Origin of the sequence: Nocardia sp. NPDC059240 (assembly GCF_042753865.1) — a bacterium.
GTDB lineage: Bacteria > Actinomycetota > Actinomycetes > Mycobacteriales > Mycobacteriaceae > Nocardia.
Genome location: NZ_JBHZAC010000017.1, coordinates 91,806 through 112,915 on the forward strand (window position 1 = coordinate 91,806; position 21,110 = coordinate 112,915).

Consider the following 21,110-nt stretch of genomic DNA (forward strand, 5'->3'; position numbering starts at 1 on the left):
AGAAAGTCTGCCACGCAACAGGAAACGACGAGACCCAACCGGCACGGTCCGAGCCGGACCTACAGCCAGAGACGCAGGGACGGGGCACGCAGCAGGTAGCGGAGATACCGGCGTCGATACTGCCGCATCATCTTTCGGGATTCACCGCCGTGCAGAGCCGCGATCTGTTCCCAGCCCCACCCGGTGGTGCCCAGGGCGTCCACCAACGTCATCTCGACGAGGTCGACCGCCATCCGATGCTCGTGCAGCAGCTGCAACGCGGCGGCCACATCCAACCGCGGCACGTCGCCGCCGGTGGGCATCCCGTCCCGCAACCAGGAATCCGCCGAATTCGTCTCCACCGCGGAGGCCACGGCGGCGACGTGATCCCAATCGCTCATGTCGGCGTCATCGAGCAGGTACTGAACGAGCTGATCACGTATCGAAGTGCGAGAGGAGTTCTCCTGCATGAATCTGAAACGTAGACGCTTTACGCGCCCGAGTCTCGCCGCCACGCCGTTCCACAATCTCGTGGATCAGCCACCCCGTTCCCCCGGCGGATGGCGGCGGGGAAGCCGAGGAGCGAGTGTTCGTAATGGGCACGGTCGCGCGGCGATACGCAACCAGGGAACGTCACAACCAGGGAACTTCACAGCGATGGAGGTCCGACATGGCCGCCGAAGCCGCAGCACTGAAGCGTCAGCACTGGCGCGAGTATGGGAAGGACTTCGGAAGCGCAGTCCTGCTCGCCTTCCTGTTGTCCTTGGTGTTGTGGGAGTTCTGGCTCGTCGCAATGATGCTGACCCCCACCGAACCGCCCAGTACGCCGCTGCACAGAATCGTGCAGGCACCCATCATCCTTCCCCTGCCACCGACAATGCAGCCAGTCTCACCCTCCCCCAACGCGATCCCGTCGCTCCCGCCGCGACCTCGCTGAGGTAGCCGTCGCCGACAAGATCAGGGAGCTGTCACCGAGGGAAACCGGACAGAATTCCGCAGTGAGAGCTCCCTGATCTTGAATGGCGCCGCTAGTCTCGGCCGATGTCCTGCGAATTCGAGAGTGAGATGGTCGATCGAGGTGAGGCGATCGAAGTCATGGACCGTTCCGCCGGGACGCGGGTGCGGTTGTGGCACCGCACCGTTCCATACAGCGACGACTTCGTCGCGGTCTGCGCGGAGTTGTCGGCCGATGGGATGGTCGCGTCGCTGCGCGGACTCATCCTCGATTACGTCAACGGTCGCTCGCTGCCCGCTTTCCTCAGCACATTGGAGCAGGATTTCGCCGGCTGGCAAGGGGTCCGGACGTGGGAAAGCATGGACCACGAGTTGCGAATCGACGCGCGACACCTGACCTTGGGCCACGTTCGGCTGGACTGGAGCCTCAACCGTCAGCCGACGGAATCCCTTTCCTGGGCCGCCACGGTCGTGACTCACCTGGAGGCCGGCGAGCAGTTGCGACAGTTCGCAGCGGCTATCCATCGATTCGTTCTGCCCGACGGCGCCGGATACCAGCCGTAGCCGGAACGGAAAGGGTTGTAGCGGGTTGTGCTTCGACTCAAGCGCTGGATGTCATGAGTAGCGGCCGAAATCGCCGAAGCGAAGCAGCGGAGGACTGGCCATACCTCGCACAAACTGCTCCGCGGAGGCAACTTTTGACCAATTCCGGTGGCTTTGTGCGGGTTCCAGCCAGTTCCAGGATGCGCTGAGCCTCCGCAGATTGTCAGGCCGGACCCGAGAACACACCGGCGGTCGCACCAGCGGTGAAGACGTCCCACTCCCCCGGCGTGAAGACGAGGGCGGGGCCGGTCGGGTTCTTGGAGTCGCGGACGGCGACCTTGCCTGCGGCGAGGAACGCGACCTCGACGCATTCGGAGTTGCCTGAGCTGTGAGTGCTTTTGAACCATTCAGCGCCGGATAGGCCGTGATCGATCACTGTTCGGAGTCCCTTCGTGCTACCTGCCGCAGCAGGTTCCGGCTGGTAACCGCGTCCAGGGCGGCGTGTTGGATCGTCGCGAAGGCGCGGCGGTACTTGCCGACGTCGCTATCGTCTTCAAGGTACATATCGCCGGTGTAGCTCTCGACATAGATGACCGTCGGTTCGGCGACACCCTTTGCGTCCGGCTTGAAGTCGAGCCCGACGAATGGACCGGCAGGCGTGCCGAGCGGGAATCCCGCCCGGAAGGGCAGGATGCGAACGCTCAAGTTGGGGCGGGTGCCGAGGTCGGCGAGGTGCCTCAGTTGCGTTGCCATGATCAGATCGCTGCCGACCGTCGTATACAAGGCCGACTCGTGCAGCACCAAGTCGACAGTGACCGGCGTCTTCTTGCGTGTCACGATCGCCTGACGCCTGACCTTCAACTCGATACGCCGATCCTGTTCTTCCGCAGAGTCTTTGGGGAAATAGATCCGGTTCAGCGAGCGGGCGTAGTCGGCGGTCTGGAAGAGTCCCGGGACAAGATCCGGGCGGTAAATCTCCATTGCAGCGGCTTCGGTCTCCATCCGCATGTAGACGTCGAAGTTGGCCCGGATCAGGTCGTTGAAGCTGTTGTACCAAGTCTTTTCGGCGACCTGGCGGGCGAGTTCGATCATGGCGTCGGTCTTGTCGTCGGGGATCTCGAGGATGTTGCCGAGTTCGCGGAGGTCGCGGTCCAGGATCCTGCCCGGTTCCCCGCGCTCCAACCGTGAGTACTTGCTGTGGCTCCACTGCATCGCGGCTGCCACCTCGGCCTGCGTGAGTGCGGTGTTCTCTTCGCGCTGACGGCGGATATAGCGTCCGAGCTGACGACGTGGCAGCGAGGCGCGCGGGTTCTCCTCGGACATGGATGCTCCTCGACTTGGTCGAACTGGCACTCTCCGCATCCCAGAATGGCAGCGCTCCAGGCGATTCACTGCGGTTTTCCAGGAATCCCGGAATGACAATGTCAGACCGGGAGGGCGGTGATGTGCTGGGGCAACAGCGAATTCACGGAGGCAGGTGAGTATGTCCAGCAGCAACCAGTGGTCGGTGCAGGCGATCATCGACCGAGTCGAACGGGAGAAGAAGCAGGCCGGGGGCGGGGAGCTGTGGTGGTGTTGCACTGATCCCCACAGAGAGCCGACCCGGCCGACACGGAGACCGAGACGGTCGCTGTTCACGGCGGTTGGGATGGCCGTGTTCGGTTGGGGTGCAGGGTTGTTCGGGGGTCGTCATGCCTGGCGATGATGCTGATTCGATCGAGGTTCAGGTCATTCAGGACATTCTCGGGACGGTTGAGGCTCGGCTGCGCGAGTGGGAGGGTCGGGGGTGGCGGGTGGCCGGGGCTCGGTGGCGGGTTTTCGCTGTCGTGCTGCAGGCGGTCGTTGTCAGTGCGCGCGAATCTCATGGGTGCCGGGGCACACTCGATCGTGCCGCTCTGTTGGACGCGATCTTCGAGGGGGTTGAGTCCCCGAATCCGGCCAATACGGCGCATCCGGTCGACTGCGCGATTCGGCGCCACAGCGTGAATGCGAATTGAACCGGGGGCCGGCCGTTGCCGTGGTCAGGGGGTCAGCGGGTGGGTTCGCCTCTGGTGACGGTGCCGATGGTTTTGGCGATCAGGAGGAGATCCAGGACCATGGACCAGTTTTCGACGTAGGAGAGGTCGAGGCGGGTGGCGTCATCGGGGGTGGGGGTGGTGCGGCCGCGGATTTGGCGGAGGCCGGTGATGCCGGGTTTGACGAGGAGGCGGCGGCGGGTGACGCCGTCGTAGGTGTCGACCTCGCGTTGGATGCGCGGGCGGGGGCCGACGATGCTCATGTCGCCGCGCAGCACGTTGAGGAATTGGGGCAGTTCGTCGAGGGAGTATTTGCGGATCAGCTTGCCCACCGGGGTGATTCGGGGGTCGGCGGGGCTGTCGCCTTCGACGAGGGCGGTGAGGTGCGTGTCGGTGTCGGCATACATGCTGCGGAACTTGAGCATGCGGAACGGGTGGCCGTCGCGGCCGATGCGTTCGGAGGAGTAGAGGACCGGGCCGGGGCTGGTGAGCTTGACCGTGAGGGCGAGCAGCGCCAGGGCCGGGGCGATGGCCAGCAGGGCGATCAGGGCGAAGCAGACGTCGAAGACGTCCTTGCGGATGGATTTCGCGCTGTCGTATTGCGGCTTTTCGACGTGCAGCATGGGCATGTCGGCGACCACGCGGTGGGTGAGGCGGGTGCCGGCGATGTCGACGAGGCCGGGGGTGACGATGAGTTCGGCGCCGAGTTCGTCGAGTTCCCAGGCCATGCGCCGGAAGTCGGCGGGGCCGAGGTTGTCGGTGGCGGTGACGGCGACGGTGTCGGCTCCGGTGCGCCGGACGGCGTCGATCACGCCGTGATCGCTTGCCACGACCGGGATTTCGCGGCCGCCGACCTCCAGGAAGCGGTCGGCGAGCGAACCCTCGTCGCGGGTGCACACCCCGATCACCTGATAGCCGGAGTCGCGGTCGTGCGAGAACGCGGCCACCATGGCGCGCGCCGCCGCGGGGCTGCCGACCACGAGCAGGGCGGTGCGGTAGCCGCCGTGGGCGCGACGCGTGGCGACCCATCGCCGCCACAGCCGGCGCTCGGCCATGAGCCCGATCATCCCCAGCGGCAACGCGATTGCCAGATATCCGCGGGCGATATCGATCCGCAGCAGCAGCGACACGATGGCGATGCCGCCGAACAGCCGCAGCGAGGCGACCACAACGCGCCGGTATTCCTCTGCGCCGCTGCCGATTACCCGTGGTGAACGGGTGCCGCTGAGGGTGAGCGTGGCCGACCAGGCCAGCGCCAGCACGGTGGACACCATGGTGTAGCGGACCTCGAGCGGTAGCTGGGCGGCCAGCGGTGAGGCCGTCCCGGTGCTGCCGAACCGAATAAACTGGGCAATTGCGATACACAACCCCAGCACCAACAGGTCGCTGATAAATAACCGTCGTGCGTAATCCGCTTGCCAGCGTTCACGATCGGAACGTGGCTCCGGCTTCGGCATCCGGTTCCCGCGCAGGGTACGACCGGTGGAAATGTGGTAACTCATGAAACGAACGCACCTCCCCCACGGGAGAACTTGGTTCCGATCCCCGCTGATCAGTTCCACGAACGGGCTGACGCCGGCTTCCCAAGGGCTTTCATGGCCATGACAACCGATCTGACCGTCGTGTTTTTCGGCGGACAGATGCCGAATGTTACACACCCGGGGTGGCGTGCAGGCCCTATCCCGCAGGGAGACAACGTTTCCAGGAAGTAACGGATTAAGAAGCGACCGGTATCTTTGCGTCGTCCCCTAATTTTCCCCTATTCGCAAACTCGCAGGTTGCACTACGCAAGACACACCGTGTGAGCTGTGCGAAATCCTTGAGCTGCAAGGCTCGAGCGGTTGCCGACCGGACGCCCGGTTCTGCGAGTCGCAGAAATCCAGTTGTTTTGGCACTATCCGTCACACGAGCGACCCCGTGGCGGCGCGCAAACCTGTTGTAACGTAAGGCCGGATCGAGCCGACCTCAGGTCATCCGATGCTGCGTGGGGCAGCCGGGCTCGGTGAAAGGTGGGGAATTCTGTTGCAGTGTCGTCTATGTGACTCCCGGAGTTTGATCTCCGTTCTTGATCTCGGTGCCACACCGCCGTGCGAAAAGTTTCTCACCGCCGAGGAACTGGACCTGCCGGAACCGACATATCCCCTGAATCTGCGCCTGTGCGAGAACTGCCTGCTGCTGCAGATTCCCGCCCTGATCACTCCGGAAGAAACTTTCACGGAATACGCCTATTTTTCGTCATTTTCCGATAGCTGGGTTCAGCATGCAAAACTCTTTCTGGATGATGCGGTAACCCGACTTGGTTTGAACGACAACAGTTTCATAATCGAGGTGGCGAGCAACGACGGCTACCTGCTGCAGCACGCGGTGGCCGCGGGCGTGCCCTGCCTGGGCATCGAGCCTTCGGTGAATGTCGGTGCGGCAGCACGGGACAAGGGCGTTCCCACCGAGACCGCCTTCCTCGACGAGGAGCTCGCAGCGCGCGTGCGGGCCGAACACGGCCCAGCAAATCTGTTGGTGGCCAACAATGTCTACGCCCACATACCCGATCTGCGCGGCTTCACCCGCTCGCTGCGGGCCCTGCTGGCCGACGACGGCTGGCTGTCCATCGAGGTGCATCACGCGCTGAACCTGGTGGCGCTGGCCCAGTTCGACACCATCTACCACGAACATTTCCAGTACTACACGCTGCTGTCCGCGCAGCGCGCCCTCGCCAGCGCGGGCCTCGAGGTCGTCGATTGCGAAATGATCGGCACCCACGGCGGTTCACTCCGCGTCTGGGCGCGCCCCGAGGGCGTGGGCACACCCACCGCCCGCGTGGCCGAGGTCCTGCGATTGGAGGCCGACGCCGGCCTGCACGAGGTCGCGGGCTACCTGGAACTGCGCCCCGACACCGAACGCGTCCGCCAGGATCTGCTGCGATTCCTGTTGGAGGCCAAGGCCTCCGGCAAGCGCGTGGTCGGCTACGGCGCGCCCGGCAAGGGCAATACCCTGCTCAACTACTGCGGTATCCGCACCGACCTGCTCGAGTACACCGTCGACCGCAATCCCTACAAGCACGGCCGGTTCACACCCGGCACCCGGATTCCGATACACGAACCGGAGCGGATCGACGCCGATCGCCCCGACGTGGTGCTGGTGCTGCCCTGGAATCTGGAGCGCGAGATCACCGCGCAGCTGCGACATCTCATCGACCAGGGGACCGAGCTCGTCTATCCCCTCCCCCATCTTCATCATGCGACGTTCGACGATGCCGCCGCACCCGATCATGCGGAAAGGCAAGCGAAGTGAAGGTAGTACTGTTCTGCGGCGGTTACGGCATGCGGATGCGCAACGGCACCGACGACGCCATCCCCAAGCCCATGCAGATGGTGGGCCCGCGCCCGCTGATCTGGCATGTCATGCGCTACTACGCGCACTACGGGCACAAGGATTTCGTGCTGTGCCTGGGCTACGGCGCGACCCACATCAAGAACTTCTTCCTGACGTATCAGGAGTCGGTGTCCAACGACTTCGTCATCCATGACGGCAAGGTCGAACTGCTGCAGTCCGATATCAGCGACTGGACCATCACCTTCGTCGACACCGGCGTGGAATCCCCCATCGGTGAGCGGCTGCGCCGGGTGCGCAGCCACCTCGAGGGCGAGCCCTACTTCCTGGCCAACTACGCCGACGTGCTCACCGACGCCCCGCTCGACGAGATGATCGGCAAGTTCCAGACTTCCGGTGCCGCGGCGTCGATGATGATCGTGCCGCCCGCGTCGACTTTCCACTGCGTGAATGTGAACTCGGCCGGCGAGGTCAAGACCATCACCCCCGTCACCGAACTGCCGCTGTGGATGAACGGCGGCTACTTCGTGCTCACCCCGGAGATCTTCGACCATATTCCGCCCGGCGGCGATCTGGTCGCGGACGGTTGTGGCGCGCTGGCCGAGCAGGGCCGCCTGTTCGGCTATCAGCATCACGGTTTCTGGAAGCCCGCCGACACCTTCAAGGAGCGCGCGGAACTCGATTCCGGCTATCAGCAGGGTGATCGCCCGTGGATGGTCTGGGAGCGCCCCGTCCAGGACGTGCGCGGCGCATGATCCGACTCGACACGGCGGCGGTCACCGAGATCGCCATGCTGGCCGCCCATTGCGATGACCTCGCCATCGGACTGGGCGGCACCCTGCTCGCGCTCGCGGAGGCCGTGCCGGGACTGCGGGTCCGGGCGCTGGTGCTCTCGGGCGCGGGCACCGAGCGGGCCGAGGAGGAGCAGGCGGCGCTCGAATCCTTCTGTCCGGGAGCGGATCTGGATCTGCGGATCCTGGATGTGCCGGACGGTCGCACACCCGCGCACTGGGAGCGGGTCAAGGACGCGGTGGCCGCGCTGCGCCGCGACGGCGACCCGCAACTGGTGTTCTCCCCACAACGCGGGGACGCCCACCAGGATCACCGGCTGCTGGCGGAGCTAGCCCCCACCGAGTTTCGCGACCACCTGATCCTCGGCTACGAGATCCTCAAGTGGGAGACCGACACCCCGCAGCCGACGGTGTTCCACCCGTTGCCGGTCGGTTGCGCGGAGCGCAAGGCCGCGCTGCTGATGAAACACTATCCCTCGCAGCGTGATCGGGACTGGTTCGACGAAGAGTCCTTCCTCGCCCTGGCCCGGCTGCGCGGGGTGCAGTGCCGCGCCCGGCACGCCGAGGCGTTCCTGCTCGACAAGGCCACCATCACCTTCGGAGGTGCATAGTCATGCGCGTGCTCGTCACGGGGCATCAGGGGTATCTGGGTACCGTCATGGTGCCGTGGCTGCAACAGGCCGGTCATGAGGTAACCGGCTTGGACAGCGGCTATTTCGCGGAATGCATCCTCGGGGACGCGCCGCCCGCGCCGCCGACCATCAGCGTGGATCTGCGCGATGTGACCGCCGAACAGCTCGAGGGCTTCGACGCCGTCGTGCATCTCGCGGCGCTGTCGAACGATCCGCTCGGCGCGCTGGCCCCGCAGATCACCTACGACATCAACCATCACGCCTCGGTCCGGCTGGCCCGGCTGGCCAAGCAGGCCGGGGTGCACCGATTCCTGTACGCCTCCACATGTTCGGTGTACGGGGCGGCCGGCGACGGGCTGGTGGCCGAGGACGCGCCGCTGCGTCCGCTCACCCCGTACGCCGAATCCAAGGTGCGGGTCGAGGACGATATCGTCGCCCTCGCCGACTCCGGCTTCTCCCCGGTCTCGCTGCGCAATGCCACCGCGTTCGGCTTCTCGCCGCGGCTGCGCGCCGATATCGTGCTCAACAATCTGGTCGGGTACGCGGTGCTCACCGGCGAGGTGAAGGTGCTCTCCGACGGCACGCCGTGGCGGCCGCTGGTGCACGCCCAGGACATCGCGGCGGCCTTCGCCACCTGTCTGGAAGCCCCGATCGACGCGATTCACTGCCGGGCCTACAACATCGGCACCGAAGCCAACAATCTGACCGTGGCGCAGATCGCGCAGGCGGTGGTCGACGCGGTCCCGGAATCCACGTTGCTCATCACCGGCGAGAGCGGCGCGGATCCGCGCTCCTATCGGGTCGATTTCTCGTACGCCCGCAAGGAACTCGGTTTCGAGGCGCAGTGGAGCATTCCCGACGGCGCGACCGAGCTGTACAAGGAGTACATCGCGCGCGGGCTCACCGCCGACGCCTTCTTCCAGCGCTTCACCCGCCTGGCCCATTTGAACTCGCTGAAGGCGGCGGGGGTGCTCGACGACGAGCTGCGCCGCCTCGGGACCGGGGCGTGACCTCGGTGCGTATCGAGACGACCGACCTCGCGGACGTCCTGCTGCTGACCCCGCAGCCCTACCGCGACGACCGCGGCCTGTTCACCAGGACCTTCGACGCCGAGGAGTTCGACACCTATCTCGGCACACCCGGGACGGCCGCGAGCTTCGTGCAGGATTCGCAGTCGCGTTCCGGCCGCGGAGTGGTGCGCGGCATGCACGGGCGCTCCGGGCGCGGGGAGGCGAAACTGGTGCGCTGCGCCCACGGCGCGGTGCACGATGTGCTCGTCGACATCCGCCCAGAGTCGCCGACCTTCGGGGTGCGACAGTCATTCCTGTTGGACGACAACGACTTCCGGCATCTCTACGTCCCGCCCGGCTTCCTGCACGGATTCCAGGCGCTGACCGAGGTCGCCGATGTCTGCTACCGCATCGACCGCCCGCACGACCCGGCCGAGGATCTGGGTGTGGCCTACGACGATCCGGAGCTGGCCATCGCCTGGCCGCAGCCGGTGACCGTGGTGTCGCCACGGGACGCGGGCGCGGGGTCGTGGCGCGAGCTGCTCGCCGCCCTGCAGGCCACCGCCTCATGAGCGGCGAGCCGTTGTACGGGTGCCGCGGCTGCGGGCTCGGGCCGCTGGTGCGGGTGCTGGATCTCGGGAAAATGCCTGCGGCGGACGATTTTCCGCCGCTGCACGGGGTCGCGGCGGGCACCGAGTCGACGCATCCGCTGGCCATGGACCTGTGCGCCATGTGCGGGCTGGCGCAGCTCGCCCAGGACGACACCGTGACCGCCGAACCGCGCGGGGTGGAGCCGCAGGCGCTGCGGGACCAGGCCGAGGACGCGGTGACAAGGGTGGCCGCGGCGGGCTGGCTGCCCGGCGAGGGCACGGTGCGCGAATTCGGCAGCCCACACGGCGGCAGCTGGCTGCCGCTGCTGACCGAGCGCGGCTACACCGCCACCGACCGGCCCGCCGACGTGGTGATCGACTGCTTCGGCATCATGCACGAACCCCATCAACGGGTGGCCTTCGCGCAGCGGGCGGCGGCCACCGCGCCCGGCGGGGTGCTGCTGCTGCAGTTCCACTCCCTGCACGCCATCGTGCGACACGGGCAGTGGAATGCCTTGCGGCACGGTCATTTCGCCTACTACTCGCTCGACGCGCTGCAGGCCCTGCTGCGTTCGGCCGGGATGGTGGCGGTGACCGCGTGGGAGTTCGGGCTCTACGGTGGCACCGTGTTGGTGGCTGCCGTGCACGCACCGGCCGAAGCCGATCCGGCGATCGCGCGGATCCGCGCCACCGAGGCCGCGGTCGCCGATCCGGCCGTGGTGCGCGGCCTGCAGGACGCCGCCGACCGGCAGGCGCGGGCACTGCGCAACTGGCTCGAGTCCGAAACCGCGGCGGGCCACCGGGTTTACGCTTACGGCGCGGCCTCGCGGGCGGTGGCACTGCTACATCTGGCGGGTGCGCACCGAGGGCTGCTGGCCGCGGTGGCCGACGCCTCCCCCGGTAAACAGGGCCGTCGCATGCCGGGCACCGATATCCCGATCGTAGCTCCGGCCGAACTCGTTGCGGCGCAACCGGATCGAGTGCTGCTGACGCTTCCCGACCTGTTACCCGAGGTGGCCACCCGGTGGCCGGAGCTGGAAGGGAGGTGGGTGACCGAAGTGCCCGAATCACTATGAAAGCCAGCAGAGTTGACCTGGCACGCGCATGATCACGCCGGGCATCCGACCGATCGGCTTGTGATCGCGATCATGCGATTGCGCTCACACCCAAGACAATTGAGTGGGATAGTCTCAGCAGGGGGCCGATCTTCGGCCGAGGGGGACGTATACCCACGTTCCAGCACCAACTGGGGAATCATCAAACACGCGTATGCAATACGCAGCAACACCTGATGAGGGAATGGGATTCATCATGCGCAACACCAAGACCGCGCTTTCGCGTACCGCGGCGGTCGCCGCGGCCGGCACCGTCGGACTCGTTCTGAGCGGCGGCACCGGTGCCGCCGCCGTCGACGCCACCAATCAGATCGTCGATCAGCAGGGCCGCACCGTCGAGGCCATCTCCGCGGACACCCGGATCGATTGGGTGCCGCCGCTGGACGGCAATCCGCTCACCCGCGAGTGGTTCCACAACGGCAAGGCGTGCTTCCACGTCGACGGCCCGGACGGCGCCCCGTGGAACGGCCACATCACCATCGGTTACCAGGTCGGCTATCCGGCCACGCTCTCGGGCAAGATCTCCTTCCAGTACCAGACTCCGGGCCTGGAACTCGAGCTCGGCGCCAACCACGCCCAGGCCGACGTTTTCAATCTCATTCCGACCCTGGGCATTCAGCTCGATGTGGGCTTCGGTCCCGGCATCCAGTCCGTGGACGCCGCCGGTGGCGATGTCTCCGGTACCGACGGCTGCATCACCATGTCCGGCTTCCACGGCACCGTCACCGGTGTCCTGGGTACCACCACCATCCGCCCGTTCGTGCGGCTGGTGAGCGGCAGCGGCGATACCGTCGTGGCCTACGGTCCGCTCGCGAGTATCTGAGCGCCCGGGTCCGCGCGGACGCCGCCCCTCGGCGCCCGCTCGGACCCGCTCAGGCCGGTTCCGCGAGAACCGTCGGGGCACTGCGACCCCGCAATGTGACCGTGTCCGCGTCCCGCCACCGCCGGGCTTCCTGCGGATCGGCCGCGAGTACCGCCTCGGTGGCCGCGACCACCCGCCCGGCCCGCGTCTTGGCCAGATCCGACAGCCGCGCGGACTGATTCACCGCATCACCGATGACCGTGTATTCATAACGGGCCTCCGCGCCGATGTTGCCCGCGAACACCGGGCCGTGGGCGACGCCGATTCCGAAGTCCAGCATGCCGGGTACTGCCACGAGTGCGGTGTGCAACTCGCGTGCCGCCCTCAGGGCCGCTCCCGCCGGATCGTCGTGCACCAGCGGAGCGCCGAAGATGGCCAGTGCCGCGTCGCCTTCGAATTTGTTGATGAATCCGCCGCGCTCGTCCACGGCGGTGACCACGAGCCGGAAGAAGTCATTGAGCATGCCCGCCACCAGCTCCGGATCGTGGGTGGCCGCGAAGCTCGTCGAACCGGCCAAATCGATGAACAGCACTGCGACCGTGCGCAGTTCACCCGTCAGCCCGTCACCGTTGCGCAGCGCACGACTCGCCACCTCGCGCCCGACGTGCCTGCCGAACAGGTCGTGCAGCCGCTCCCGCTCCTCGACCGCCGCCGCCATCGCATTGAATCCGGCCTGTAGGACTCCGGTTTCGGTGGTGTCGTAAACCTCCACCCGGGTGGACAATCGCCCCGCCGCGATGGCGGCCATCGCCTTGGTGACCTCGCGCAGCGGGTCCGAGACGGACCGCGCCGCCAAGGTGGTGCCGAATGCGCCCGCGTAGAGCCCCAGCACCGCCGCGGCGAGCACCGGACCGCGGACATCGCGCACGACGATCAGATGCGATCCCGAATATTGATCGATCACCAGCACCGCGATCAGGAAGTACGAGGAAGCGCCGAACAGCAACCAGCTGATGAGCATGCGGTTCGCGACCCCGTGCCGGGGTACCGGCAGCGGCGGCTGCCCGGCCAGTGCCACCGCCCGGATCGGCCGCATGATCCGCTCACCCACGAGGTAGCTCGCCAGACTCGACACCGCCCCACCGCTCACCGCGGCGACCACGATCAGAAACTGCATGCGCCACGACGAATCGAGTTGCAGGACCACCAGAATCAGACCGAGCACCGCCCACGCGAGCGCCTGCAGCATCGCGACGTGCGCGGGCAGCCGCAGCGCCTGGACCCGCTGCCGCCCATCGGGCTCGATCGCGGCCGTGAACCATTGCCACGTCGGCCGGATCACGAGCACCGTCAGCACCACCTCCGCGACGGCCGCCACCGCAACCACCACAGAGGCCGCAGCCACCCGGAATTCCGGACCCCCGAGCAACCTGATCACCACCACGGCCGCGGGCATCCGCAGCAGCGCGGTGCTTCCCACGTACCCGGGCCAGAGCACCGCGCTCCCAGGGCGGGGCACCGCCCGGCGAAGTCGGGTGGGTACCCCAGCCTCCAGCTCACCTGGCATACCGACCTGCGACTCGTTCGTCATCTGGCCACACACCTGGCCGGAATCCCGTTTCGCACAGGCAGTTCCACGTGCACGCGCACCGGCCGAGTCATGGGCTTCAATGTCGGTTGCATAGGCCGTGGCAGCCCAGAAATCCTTGTCTCCATGGGCCCGCCGCTGTTCAGTGTGGTAATTCGGGGCGGCGCAGGGCGGAGGCGAGAGTGCGGGGGCGGACGCGTCGGGCGGCGGCGCGGACGAGGCGGAGGTCGCCGCCCAGGACTGCGCCGCGGCCTACGTACTGCGGGTATTCCGCGGCCAGGCGGTGGTGCAGGCGCAGCATTTCGGTGAGTTTGGTGACCGGGGAGGTGTCGTCGATCGGGTCGGATCCGGAATCCGGTCGGGCGGCGAGGGTTTCGGGCATGCCGTAGAACGCGCCGAGCAGGCAGAGGCGGGCGATGAGGTCGACGTCCATCGGGTAACCGGGGTCGCCGCGGAAGCCGCCCACGCGGTCGAAGTCCTGGCGGCGGAAGACGGTGGTGGCGGTGGGGCCGAAGTCGGCGGGGCCGCGCGGCACGAGGGCGCGCAGCACGGCGCGGGCATCGCGGCGGCCCAGGAGGTGGGGCAGGCCCCGATCGGTCTGCCGGACCCGACCGGCCGCATCGACGATCTGGTATTTGGCCGAGCACAGGGCAATGCTGTTGTCGCCCATCACTTCCAGCTGCTTGTCCAGCGCACCCGGCAACAGGCTGTCACCGGCGCGGACCACCTTCACGAAGCGGCCCGTGCTCAGCGAGACCGCTTTGTTCCAATGTTCACCCAGCGGCAGGGCTTCCGCATTGCGGTGCAGGTGCACGCGTGGGTCGTCGAAAGAGTAGGCGAGGGCGGCGGTGTCGTCGGTGCTCGCATTGTCGAGGAGTATCACCTCGACATCGGTGTCCTGCTCGAGAATCGAGCGCAATGTCGTGGCCAGGGCCGACCCGGAATTGTCGGCCGGGACGCACACCGAGATGTTCTTCATTCATGCCCCCTGAACTGGTTCGGCGATCTTGCCGGGCAGGCGCTCACCTCCCGCCACGAGCCCATACACCCGATCCAGACCCGCGCGGCCGACATCGATCTGCTCAACTGCCCTCTGCTGCAGCGTATCCCGCAATTCCGGTGCGGATTCCCACAACAGCCGAATCGCACGTGTCAATTCGGCGTCGAGGTTGTCCGCATCCAGGTGCACGATCCGCAGACCGGCTGCGCCGGCATCGGCGATGCCTGCGTCGAACATGTCAGCCAATCCATAGAATTTGTCGTCGTAATACTCCGAGGCCGTTACAGCCACCGCCGGAATACCCTGGGAGAGCGCGAAAACCGCGAGGTGGTAGGAGCTGGTCACCAGGACTCGGCAGCGCGAGACCTGACGCACCACCTGCTGCGCGGTGCCGGTGCGGCCGATGGCAGGCCGGGTGCGGACCGCGCCGTCCAGCAGCGGCAGGGTGTGGCGGCGGTCCTCATCGTCGTTTTCGGAGACGATCAGCGGCGCCAGCGCGCTGTCGAGCGCGGCGGCTTCGCGGCGCAGCACCGTGCCGAGGGTGTCGCGGGCCGAGTCGCTCACCTTGGTGCTTTCCGAGATGCGCAGGGACACACCGAGATCGGTGCCGATGCCCGGACGCCGCAGCCGGTAGGCGAATTCGATCGCGTCGTCGCCGGTGATCAGGATCCGGTCGGCGGGCACGCCGAGCCCGGCCAGCAGTCGCGGCCCGCGCAGGCGCTCACGCACGGCGATCAGGTCCGCGCCCGGCAGCACCTCCGCGGCACGGCGCAACAGACCGGGATCACCCATGGGGCCCAAGCCCTGGCCGATCAGGACATTCGGAATGCCCCGGCGCTGGGCGGCTTCCAGCAGTGCGAGGGTGCGGTGCGCCTGGTGGCGGTTGCCGTCGGTGAGGTAGCCGCCGCCCAGGGCGATGACCAGATCCGCTTCGGCGAGCGCGCCGGGGACCGGCGGCAGCACGATCGGCGCGGGGTCCTCGGTGGCGAAGCGGCGCATCTCCTTGCGCGCCCAGTCCGTGACGCCACGCAGATGACGTTTCGGGACCTCGGTCGCGGCCCGCCATTGCGTGGCGGCGGGGCCGAGCAGGTGGATGCCGGCCTGTTCATCCAGCAGACCCGCGAATCCGCCTCTGCCCCAGTACCCGCCGCTGTGCGCGGCCACGGGTTCGGCGTGCGGCACCACGCCGCGCAGCAGATGTGGTGCGTCGGTGAGCATGCCGATGCGGGCCTGCGGCCAGCGGGCGCGCAGCCGTTCGACCGTCATCACCATCATCGCGATGTCTCCGCGATTGCGGAGCCCGTACTCACCGTTGTCGACGAGCACTCGCACTGTCCCGGCACCGTCCCCCGCGCCAGAGTTCCCCACGCTCGATTCCTTCCGATGGCGGCCCGAGCAATTCGCAGCGAATCTATCGCACGACCAGTCCGGTGCGCTACACGAGGGAAGACCGTCCGCACACGCGAAAACGGTTTGTTCGCATACTCATCGGGCGGCAGTGCTCAGCCCGACAGCCCCGGAATGGCAATCTTGCTGCACAGCCAACGGCCGTCCACGTAATCCATGGCCAGCGGGATGGTCTGGGTGCGCTGGTTGGCGTCCTTACCGTTCACGGTGTCGATCAGATCGAAGACGCCGCTCAGTTCGTAATGGGTGCCGCTGCCACCGGTGACGGTGCACTTGCCGCTGGGTGAGCGGGTGGGCGTGCCCGCTTCCAACAGCACCCGAAGGATCGGTAGGTAGGACTGCGCCTGACTCTTCCAGGCTCCGGTCGCGCCGTCCTCGACCTTGGTCTGCCACGTGTCGCCGTTGCTGTAGTCGTAGGTATTCACCAACTCGCCGTAGGCGCAGGCGGCCTGGGTTGCGGCTGCCTGAGTCGCGGCGGCCCGAGTTGCGCCCGTGGGTACCGGCGCTTGAGTACCAGCCGGGGCGGTGCCACCCGGGGCCGCAGCGCCCGGCTGCGCGGTCGAGCCGAAGCGCAGATGGATTGCACCGGTGCCGAATCCGACGCCGAGCCCACCGGCGACCACGAGGACGGCGGCGACGGCCGCGATCAGCAGGGTCCGCCGACGCCGGGGCGGCAGATCGGCGGGCACGGGGGTCTGCGGCGCGAACTGGGGCGGCGGGGCATCCACCGGATGCGGTCCGCTGCCCGCCGGGCCGGGATACTGCGTGGGCGGCACAGCAGGCAGACCCGGCTGCGAGAAGTACTGCCACGGCGGGCCGATCTGTCCCGGCTGAGTGGTGAACGTCCCTGGCGACGCATCGGATTGCCCGGTGCGATTCGGCGAATTCGTTTGGGTGGGGATGCTGGGTTTGGTGATCGCACCGGTGAATTGGCTCGGGTCGAACACCGGATGCGACGGGGGCGCACCGAGATTCAGCGGTCCGCTGATCGGCTGGGCGGGTCCGGTGATCGGCCGGCCGGGACCCTCGCCCCGATTCCAGGGTCCGGCGGTGCCCGCGGGGACGGTGAGCGCCTGGGCGGCCGCGGCCGCCAATTCGCCGCAGCCGGCGAAGCGTTCGTCGCGGTTCTTGGCGAGCGCGCGCTGGATGACGGCGTCGAAGGATGGCGGGACGGCCGGATTGACCTGGCTCGGGCGGGGGATTTCCGCGCCGAGGTGGGCGGCCACCAGTTGCGCCGTGGTCTCCCCCGGGTACGGGAGCCGCGCGGTGAGCATGTGAAAAAGGGTGCAGCCCAAGGCGTAGACGTCCGCGCGGTGATCGGTGTCGGTGCGTAGCTCGAATTGTTCGGGTGCCGCGTATTGGAAGCTCGCGTACATTTCGCCGGTGCGGGTGAGCGCGCTGGTGTGGTCGACCGCCTTGGCGATCCCGAAGTCGGCCAGGTACACCCGTTGGTCCGGCCCCCATTCCAGCAGGATGTTCGCCGGTTTCACATCGCGGTGCAGTACGCCCGCGCGGTGCGCGTGATCGAGGGCCCGGGCGGTCTCGCCGATGATGCGCACCGCGTGATCCGGCCGGATCGGACCGTCGCGCAGCACCGCGGACACATCGGTGCCCTCGACGTACTGCATGGACATCCACAGCCGATGTTCGTCGGTGCCCCGGGCATACACCGCAACGATATTCGGATGCGACAGCCGGGCGGCGGTATCGGCCTCGCGCAGGAACCGGGCCCGCACCTCCGGATCGTCGGCCTTTCCGGCGGCCAGCAGCTTCAACGCGACCGATCGCGGCAGGTCCCGGTCCTGGGCGAGATACACCTCGCCCATCCCGCCCACGCCCAGCAGCCGCTCCACGGTGTACCCCGCGAATACCTGCCCCTGCGCGAGTGTCCGCCCCACAGCCTGCCTACCCTCCGACCACGTCCCGATGTCGCTCACCGTAACGCAGATCCCCGGAGACGGTAGCTCCGTTAACCGGCCCCCTCCACCGCGAACCGCAGATCGGTGATCTGCCCCGGATCATCACACCGAATCTTGCGCAGCCGCACCCGCATATCGCTCTCGAACAGCCGCACCCCACCCCCGAGCAATATCGGCACCAGATGGACCGCGATCTCGTCGACCAGCCCCTTCTCCAAACACTGCCCCGCCAGATTCGCCCCGAACACCCCCACTTCCTTCTCGCCCGCCGCCTCCCCCGCGATCTCGACCGCCTCGGCGACCCCGCACGACAGAAACGTAACCGCCGGATCCGCCGGCACCTCATCGATCCGATGCGTCAACACGAACACCGGCCCCGCCCACATCCCCCCGTACAACTTCCGCTCCCCATCCCGAGCCCGGTTCCCGAGGTCATACCCCCGCCTCCCGGAAAGCACGGCTCCGGTCCGCTCCATCGTCTCCACCCCGAGCGCCCCCGCCGCCCCATGCCCGAACATCCACCCCACCGAGTCATCCTCCGGCGCAATGAACCCATCCAACGACATCGTGATATGCCACAGAACTTTCGTCATACCAATCCAGACGCCCCACCCCACCCAAACTAATCGCCCCATCCCACCCGCCGAGTGGCACATTTTTGCGGACATTTCGGGCGAATCCCCTCCGAAATGTGCCACTCGACGATGCGGCCGGGGCCGGGCGGGGGTTGCCGGTGGGTGGCGGGCTCGGGGAGGTGGATTGGGATAGACTTGCGCGGCAAGGGAATTCGGATCGTCGAGGCGGTTCGGGTGTGGCTGACAGATCCGGGGGTGCCGGTTTCGATGCGGCCCGTGACACCGATGAAGGCCGTGCTCATCCTGGCGTTCGGCTGGGTGGTAGTGCGCGGCGTCATCGCCGCGCTGGCCTCGAGGGGGCCGCGGCTTTCCTCACCATCGCCGATATCGTCCGTGCCGCGGGCGCACGAATATGGCATGGGGAGTGTCGAATTCGGTGTGGGCGGTGGTGCGACGCGGGTCGACGATGTCGATGCGACTCCGCATGAGCAGCGGGCGGCGGGGGAGACCGTTATCGCCGTGGTGGGGAGGCTTGCGCGGTGGGAGGGGCAGGATCTGTTTCTGCGGGCGTTGGCCGATGTGCGGGTGCTGCCCCGGGAGGTGTTCCTGGTGGGCGGCACCGCGCGTGGCGAGGAGGGCTATCGGGGTGAGCTCGAGGTGCATGCGACCGCGCTCGGGTTGCCGGTGACCTTCACCGGGGAGGTGCTGGATGCGGAATCGTATCTGCGGCACGCCGATATCCTGGTTTACTGCCCGATTCGGGCCGAGGGGTTCGCGCGGGTGATGATCGAGGGGATGCGGGCGGGGTGCGCGGTGATCGCGACGCGGTCGGGTGGGGCGGAGCAGATCATCGAGTCCGGGGTGAACGGGGTGCTGGTGAGCGCGGGGCAGCGGGGGGAACTCACCGGGGCGCTCGACAGGCTGATCGGCGATCAGGAATTGCGGACCAAGCTCGGTGATGCGGCGCGGGTGCGGGCTCGCGATTTCGATGCGCTCGAATCCGGACCGACCAGGACGTTCCATCGGCGAATCGCGGACATTGTGTCGCGTAATTCACGCTGACCGACTATGCATGGAATCCGAAGGGATTCGAGGACAGTGGAACAGGGTGAGGCAGTGGGTGGTGGCGGGGCGGGCGGTGCCGAGGCGCCGGGGGCATTGGTGACGGGCGGGGCCGGGGATGTCGGGCGGGCGGTGGCGCGCCGGCTGGTGGCGGCACGGCAGCCGGTGTGGGTCGCCGATGTCGACGCCGACGCCGCGCGGGAATGCGCGGCGGAGCTGAACACGTATGCCGCGGAGCTCGGGGTGCACGCTGCGGAGCTCGGGGTGCACACTGCCGCACTGGAACTCGATCTCACCCGCGAGGACAGCATCGAGGCGGCCGCGAGGGCCGTCGGCGGACGGGTCTCGACCGTCGTGCACTGCGCCGGGGTCGCGGTGGTGGAACCGTTCCTGGACAGCGGAACCCTGGCTTGGGATCTCATGTTCCAAGTGAATCTGCGCGGCCCCATGCGGCTGACCCAGCTGCTGCTGCCGGGCATGCTCGACACCGAGTCCGCGCGCATTGTTTTCGTCGCCTCCGACGGTGCTCGTGCGGGCGCGTCCGGCGAAACCGTCTACGCCGCCTCAAAATCCGGACTGTTCGGTTTCGCCAAGTCCCTGGCCCGCGAAGTCGCCCGCCATCACATCACCGTCAACGTCGTGTGCCCCGGTCCACTGGAGGGTCGAATGGTCGCCCACGCCATGGCCGATCACCGCGACACCCTCGCCGCACTCGAGAAAGCCATCCCCCTCAAACGCCTCGGCCGACCGGACGAAGTAGCCTCCCTCATCGCATGGCTCGCAAGCCCGGAAGCCAGCTACGTCACCGGCCAGCTGATCAGCGTCAGCGGCGGCATCACCATGCAATAGGAGTTGCAGACATGCCCACCGTGCCCATCGTCGACGCCCACATGCACCTGTGGGACACCGGCTCTCACGCCTGGTATCCGGGCCTGGCCCGGTTCGTCGACGCCGGAAAACCCGAGATCGCACGCAATTTCCTGCTGCCGGACTTCGATCGGGGGCGCGGCGAGGTCGAGGTGAACGGACTGGTCCACGTGTCGGCGACCACCGCGCCGCAGGCGTACCTCGAGGAAACCCGTTGGGTGGACGGCATTGCCGAGACCGACCCGCGACCGTTCGCGATCGTCGGGGCGGTCGACGCGCGGCTGCCGAAGGCGGAGATCATCGAACATCTCGAGCAGCAGGCGCGGACCGAACGGTTCCGGGGCGTGCGGGTTTTCGAGGGGCTGGCACCGAATACGCCTGCCGCCGAGACCATCGCGAGCTGGCTGCAGGAACGCGACTGTGTCTTCGATCTGGTGGCCAAGCCGGAGGAGATCCTGGACTGGATCGATTTTCTCGCCGGATATCCGCAATTGCGGGTGGTGCTCGAGCATCTCGGGTTCCCGCAGGGGCGGTCGGAGGCGAAGCGGGCGGCCTGGCACAACGCGGTCTCGTTGGCGGCCAAGGAGACCCAGTGGCTGTGCAAGCTGTCCGGATTCGGGCTGATCTGCCCGGATCTGGCGTGGCCGACACTGGAGTACTGGCTGGAATCCAGTGTGTCGCTGTGGGGATGGCGGCGGCTGATGTTCGCCTCGAACATGCCGGTGGATTCGATGGCCGGGACCTACATCGAACTGGTCACCGCCATCGATCACATTGTCGGCACCGATGCCACCGATCAGGAAGCGGAGTTCTTCTACCGCACCAACGCGATAGACACCTACCGAGTGGGTTAGCCGCGTCGGGGGGGGGGGGGGGGGGCGCGGGCGCCGCGGGGGGGGGGCGGTGAGGGGCGCGGACCAGCAATGGGGCCCGC

The 21,110-nt window shown here is 67.4% G+C and carries 21 protein-coding genes; 12 read left to right on the forward strand and 9 right to left on the reverse strand.

The genetic code is table 11. The annotated features are described in order from the left end of the window. Positions 1-59: 59 nt before the first annotated feature. Positions 60-449 carry a hypothetical protein gene (locus ACFXHA_RS41260; protein WP_379366164.1) on the reverse strand — a complete coding sequence of 130 codons (390 nt, stop codon included), beginning with the start codon at positions 447-449 and terminating at the stop codon, positions 60-62. Positions 450-649: 200 nt separating this feature from the next. Between ACFXHA_RS41260 and ACFXHA_RS41265 the strand changes: the two genes are divergently transcribed. Both ACFXHA_RS41265 and ACFXHA_RS41270 read left to right on the forward strand, forming a co-directional pair. Then, complete coding sequence (locus tag ACFXHA_RS41265) at positions 650-916, forward strand: hypothetical protein (RefSeq protein ID WP_379366166.1); 267 nt, start codon at positions 650-652, stop codon at positions 914-916. A gap of 158 nt (positions 917-1,074) precedes the next feature. After that, positions 1,075-1,497, forward strand: a complete 423-nt coding sequence (locus tag ACFXHA_RS41270) for a DUF6228 family protein (protein WP_379366168.1) — start codon at positions 1,075-1,077, stop codon at positions 1,495-1,497. 202 nt (positions 1,498-1,699) lie between these two features. Here ACFXHA_RS41270 and ACFXHA_RS41275 read toward each other — a convergent pair whose 3' ends face one another. The 3 genes from ACFXHA_RS41275 to ACFXHA_RS41285 form a co-directional block, all read right to left on the reverse strand. Continuing rightward, the gene (locus tag ACFXHA_RS41275) at positions 1,700-1,909 is read right to left on the reverse strand and encodes a DUF397 domain-containing protein (protein WP_379366306.1); all 210 of its coding nucleotides are present in this window, start codon (positions 1,907-1,909) and stop codon (positions 1,700-1,702) included. Beyond that, a complete protein-coding gene (locus ACFXHA_RS41280; RefSeq protein WP_379366169.1) occupies positions 1,909-2,799 on the reverse strand; it encodes a helix-turn-helix domain-containing protein in 891 nt (296 codons plus the stop codon). The genes ACFXHA_RS41275 and ACFXHA_RS41280 overlap by 1 nt, the downstream gene beginning before the upstream one ends. Before the next feature lie 706 nt (positions 2,800-3,505). Then, a complete protein-coding gene (locus ACFXHA_RS41285) occupies positions 3,506-4,993 on the reverse strand; it encodes a sugar transferase (RefSeq protein ID WP_379366171.1) in 1,488 nt (495 codons plus the stop codon). A gap of 520 nt (positions 4,994-5,513) precedes the next feature. Between ACFXHA_RS41285 and ACFXHA_RS41290 the strand changes: the two genes are divergently transcribed. The 7 genes from ACFXHA_RS41290 (at position 5,514) to ACFXHA_RS41320 (ending at position 11,779) form a co-directional block, all read left to right on the forward strand. Further along, positions 5,514-6,779: a methyltransferase domain-containing protein gene (locus tag ACFXHA_RS41290; RefSeq protein WP_379366173.1), complete on the forward strand. Its 1,266-nt coding sequence runs from the start codon at positions 5,514-5,516 to the stop codon at positions 6,777-6,779. Continuing rightward, positions 6,776-7,573: a sugar phosphate nucleotidyltransferase gene (locus tag ACFXHA_RS41295; protein ID WP_379366174.1), complete on the forward strand. Its 798-nt coding sequence runs from the start codon at positions 6,776-6,778 to the stop codon at positions 7,571-7,573. The genes ACFXHA_RS41290 and ACFXHA_RS41295 overlap by 4 nt, the downstream gene beginning before the upstream one ends. Next, entirely contained in the window at positions 7,570-8,220 is a 651-nt protein-coding gene (locus tag ACFXHA_RS41300; protein ID WP_379366175.1) for a PIG-L deacetylase family protein, read from the forward strand. Before ACFXHA_RS41295 ends, ACFXHA_RS41300 begins: the two co-directional genes overlap by 4 nt. Positions 8,221-8,222: 2 nt before the next feature. After that, positions 8,223-9,251: an NAD-dependent epimerase/dehydratase family protein gene (locus ACFXHA_RS41305; protein WP_379366176.1), complete on the forward strand. Its 1,029-nt coding sequence runs from the start codon at positions 8,223-8,225 to the stop codon at positions 9,249-9,251. Between the two features lie 5 nt (positions 9,252-9,256). Further along, the gene (gene rfbC, locus ACFXHA_RS41310) at positions 9,257-9,823 is read left to right on the forward strand and encodes a dTDP-4-dehydrorhamnose 3,5-epimerase (RefSeq protein ID WP_379366308.1); all 567 of its coding nucleotides are present in this window, start codon (positions 9,257-9,259) and stop codon (positions 9,821-9,823) included. After that, positions 9,820-10,917, forward strand: a complete 1,098-nt coding sequence (locus tag ACFXHA_RS41315; protein ID WP_379366178.1) for a transferase — start codon at positions 9,820-9,822, stop codon at positions 10,915-10,917. Before rfbC ends, ACFXHA_RS41315 begins: the two co-directional genes overlap by 4 nt. 235 nt (positions 10,918-11,152) lie before the next feature. Next, positions 11,153-11,779, forward strand: coding sequence for an MspA family porin (locus ACFXHA_RS41320; RefSeq protein ID WP_379366179.1), 627 nt, complete (start codon positions 11,153-11,155; stop codon positions 11,777-11,779). A gap of 49 nt (positions 11,780-11,828) precedes the next feature. On the opposite strand, the gene ACFXHA_RS41325 is transcribed toward ACFXHA_RS41320, so the two are convergent. The 5 genes from ACFXHA_RS41325 to ACFXHA_RS41345 all read right to left on the reverse strand — a co-directional run bounded on the left by ACFXHA_RS41325 (position 11,829) and on the right by ACFXHA_RS41345 (position 18,340). Then, on the reverse strand, positions 11,829-13,349 hold the full coding sequence (locus ACFXHA_RS41325; protein WP_379366181.1) for an adenylate/guanylate cyclase domain-containing protein: 1,521 nt from the start codon (positions 13,347-13,349) through the stop codon (positions 11,829-11,831). 139 nt (positions 13,350-13,488) lie between these two features. Beyond that, entirely contained in the window at positions 13,489-14,325 is an 837-nt protein-coding gene (locus ACFXHA_RS41330) for a glycosyltransferase family 2 protein (RefSeq protein WP_379366182.1), read from the reverse strand. Next, positions 14,326-15,714, reverse strand: a complete 1,389-nt coding sequence (locus ACFXHA_RS41335) for a polysaccharide pyruvyl transferase family protein (protein WP_379366184.1) — start codon at positions 15,712-15,714, stop codon at positions 14,326-14,328. A 134-nt stretch (positions 15,715-15,848) separates the two neighbouring features. Continuing rightward, complete coding sequence (locus ACFXHA_RS41340) at positions 15,849-17,651, reverse strand: protein kinase (RefSeq protein WP_379366186.1); 1,803 nt, start codon at positions 17,649-17,651, stop codon at positions 15,849-15,851. 71 nt (positions 17,652-17,722) lie between these two features. Further along, the gene (locus tag ACFXHA_RS41345) at positions 17,723-18,340 is read right to left on the reverse strand and encodes a dihydrofolate reductase family protein (protein ID WP_379366188.1); all 618 of its coding nucleotides are present in this window, start codon (positions 18,338-18,340) and stop codon (positions 17,723-17,725) included. 192 nt (positions 18,341-18,532) lie between these two features. Here ACFXHA_RS41345 and ACFXHA_RS41350 point away from each other — a divergent pair, with 192 nt between their 5' ends. From ACFXHA_RS41350 to ACFXHA_RS41360, 3 genes are read left to right on the forward strand one after another with little or no spacing between them, the layout of a single operon-like run. Continuing rightward, positions 18,533-19,309, forward strand: a complete 777-nt coding sequence (locus ACFXHA_RS41350) for a glycosyltransferase family 4 protein (RefSeq protein WP_379366310.1) — start codon at positions 18,533-18,535, stop codon at positions 19,307-19,309. A gap of 36 nt (positions 19,310-19,345) precedes the next feature. Further along, positions 19,346-20,158, forward strand: a complete 813-nt coding sequence (locus ACFXHA_RS41355; protein WP_379366190.1) for an SDR family NAD(P)-dependent oxidoreductase — start codon at positions 19,346-19,348, stop codon at positions 20,156-20,158. An 11-nt stretch (positions 20,159-20,169) separates the two neighbouring features. Next, on the forward strand, positions 20,170-21,030 hold the full coding sequence (locus ACFXHA_RS41360) for an amidohydrolase family protein (protein ID WP_379366192.1): 861 nt from the start codon (positions 20,170-20,172) through the stop codon (positions 21,028-21,030). The last annotated feature ends 80 nt before the right edge of the window (positions 21,031-21,110 follow it).

What these genes read in the sequence shown, in the direction of transcription:
- ACFXHA_RS41280 (WP_379366169.1), bottom strand. Translation starts at nt 2,799, where the DNA reads ATGTCCGAGGAGAACCCGCGCGCCTCGCTGCCACGTCGTCAGCTCGGA.
- ACFXHA_RS41315 (WP_379366178.1), top strand. Translation starts at nt 9,820, where the DNA reads ATGAGCGGCGAGCCGTTGTACGGGTGCCGCGGCTGCGGGCTCGGGCCG.
- ACFXHA_RS41260 (WP_379366164.1), bottom strand. Translation starts at nt 449, where the DNA reads ATGCAGGAGAACTCCTCTCGCACTTCGATACGTGATCAGCTCGTTCAG.
- ACFXHA_RS41265 (WP_379366166.1), top strand. Translation starts at nt 650, where the DNA reads ATGGCCGCCGAAGCCGCAGCACTGAAGCGTCAGCACTGGCGCGAGTAT.
- ACFXHA_RS41300 (WP_379366175.1), top strand. Translation starts at nt 7,570, where the DNA reads ATGATCCGACTCGACACGGCGGCGGTCACCGAGATCGCCATGCTGGCC.
- ACFXHA_RS41360 (WP_379366192.1), top strand. Translation starts at nt 20,170, where the DNA reads ATGCCCACCGTGCCCATCGTCGACGCCCACATGCACCTGTGGGACACC.
- ACFXHA_RS41345 (WP_379366188.1), bottom strand. Translation starts at nt 18,340, where the DNA reads ATGTCCGCAAAAATGTGCCACTCGGCGGGTGGGATGGGGCGATTAGTT.
- ACFXHA_RS41320 (WP_379366179.1), top strand. Translation starts at nt 11,153, where the DNA reads ATGCGCAACACCAAGACCGCGCTTTCGCGTACCGCGGCGGTCGCCGCG.
- ACFXHA_RS41350 (WP_379366310.1), top strand. Translation starts at nt 18,533, where the DNA reads ATGAAGGCCGTGCTCATCCTGGCGTTCGGCTGGGTGGTAGTGCGCGGC.
- ACFXHA_RS41270 (WP_379366168.1), top strand. Translation starts at nt 1,075, where the DNA reads ATGGACCGTTCCGCCGGGACGCGGGTGCGGTTGTGGCACCGCACCGTT.
- ACFXHA_RS41285 (WP_379366171.1), bottom strand. Translation starts at nt 4,993, where the DNA reads ATGAGTTACCACATTTCCACCGGTCGTACCCTGCGCGGGAACCGGATG.
- ACFXHA_RS41325 (WP_379366181.1), bottom strand. Translation starts at nt 13,349, where the DNA reads ATGACGAACGAGTCGCAGGTCGGTATGCCAGGTGAGCTGGAGGCTGGG.
- ACFXHA_RS41330 (WP_379366182.1), bottom strand. Translation starts at nt 14,325, where the DNA reads ATGAAGAACATCTCGGTGTGCGTCCCGGCCGACAATTCCGGGTCGGCC.
- ACFXHA_RS41305 (WP_379366176.1), top strand. Translation starts at nt 8,223, where the DNA reads ATGCGCGTGCTCGTCACGGGGCATCAGGGGTATCTGGGTACCGTCATG.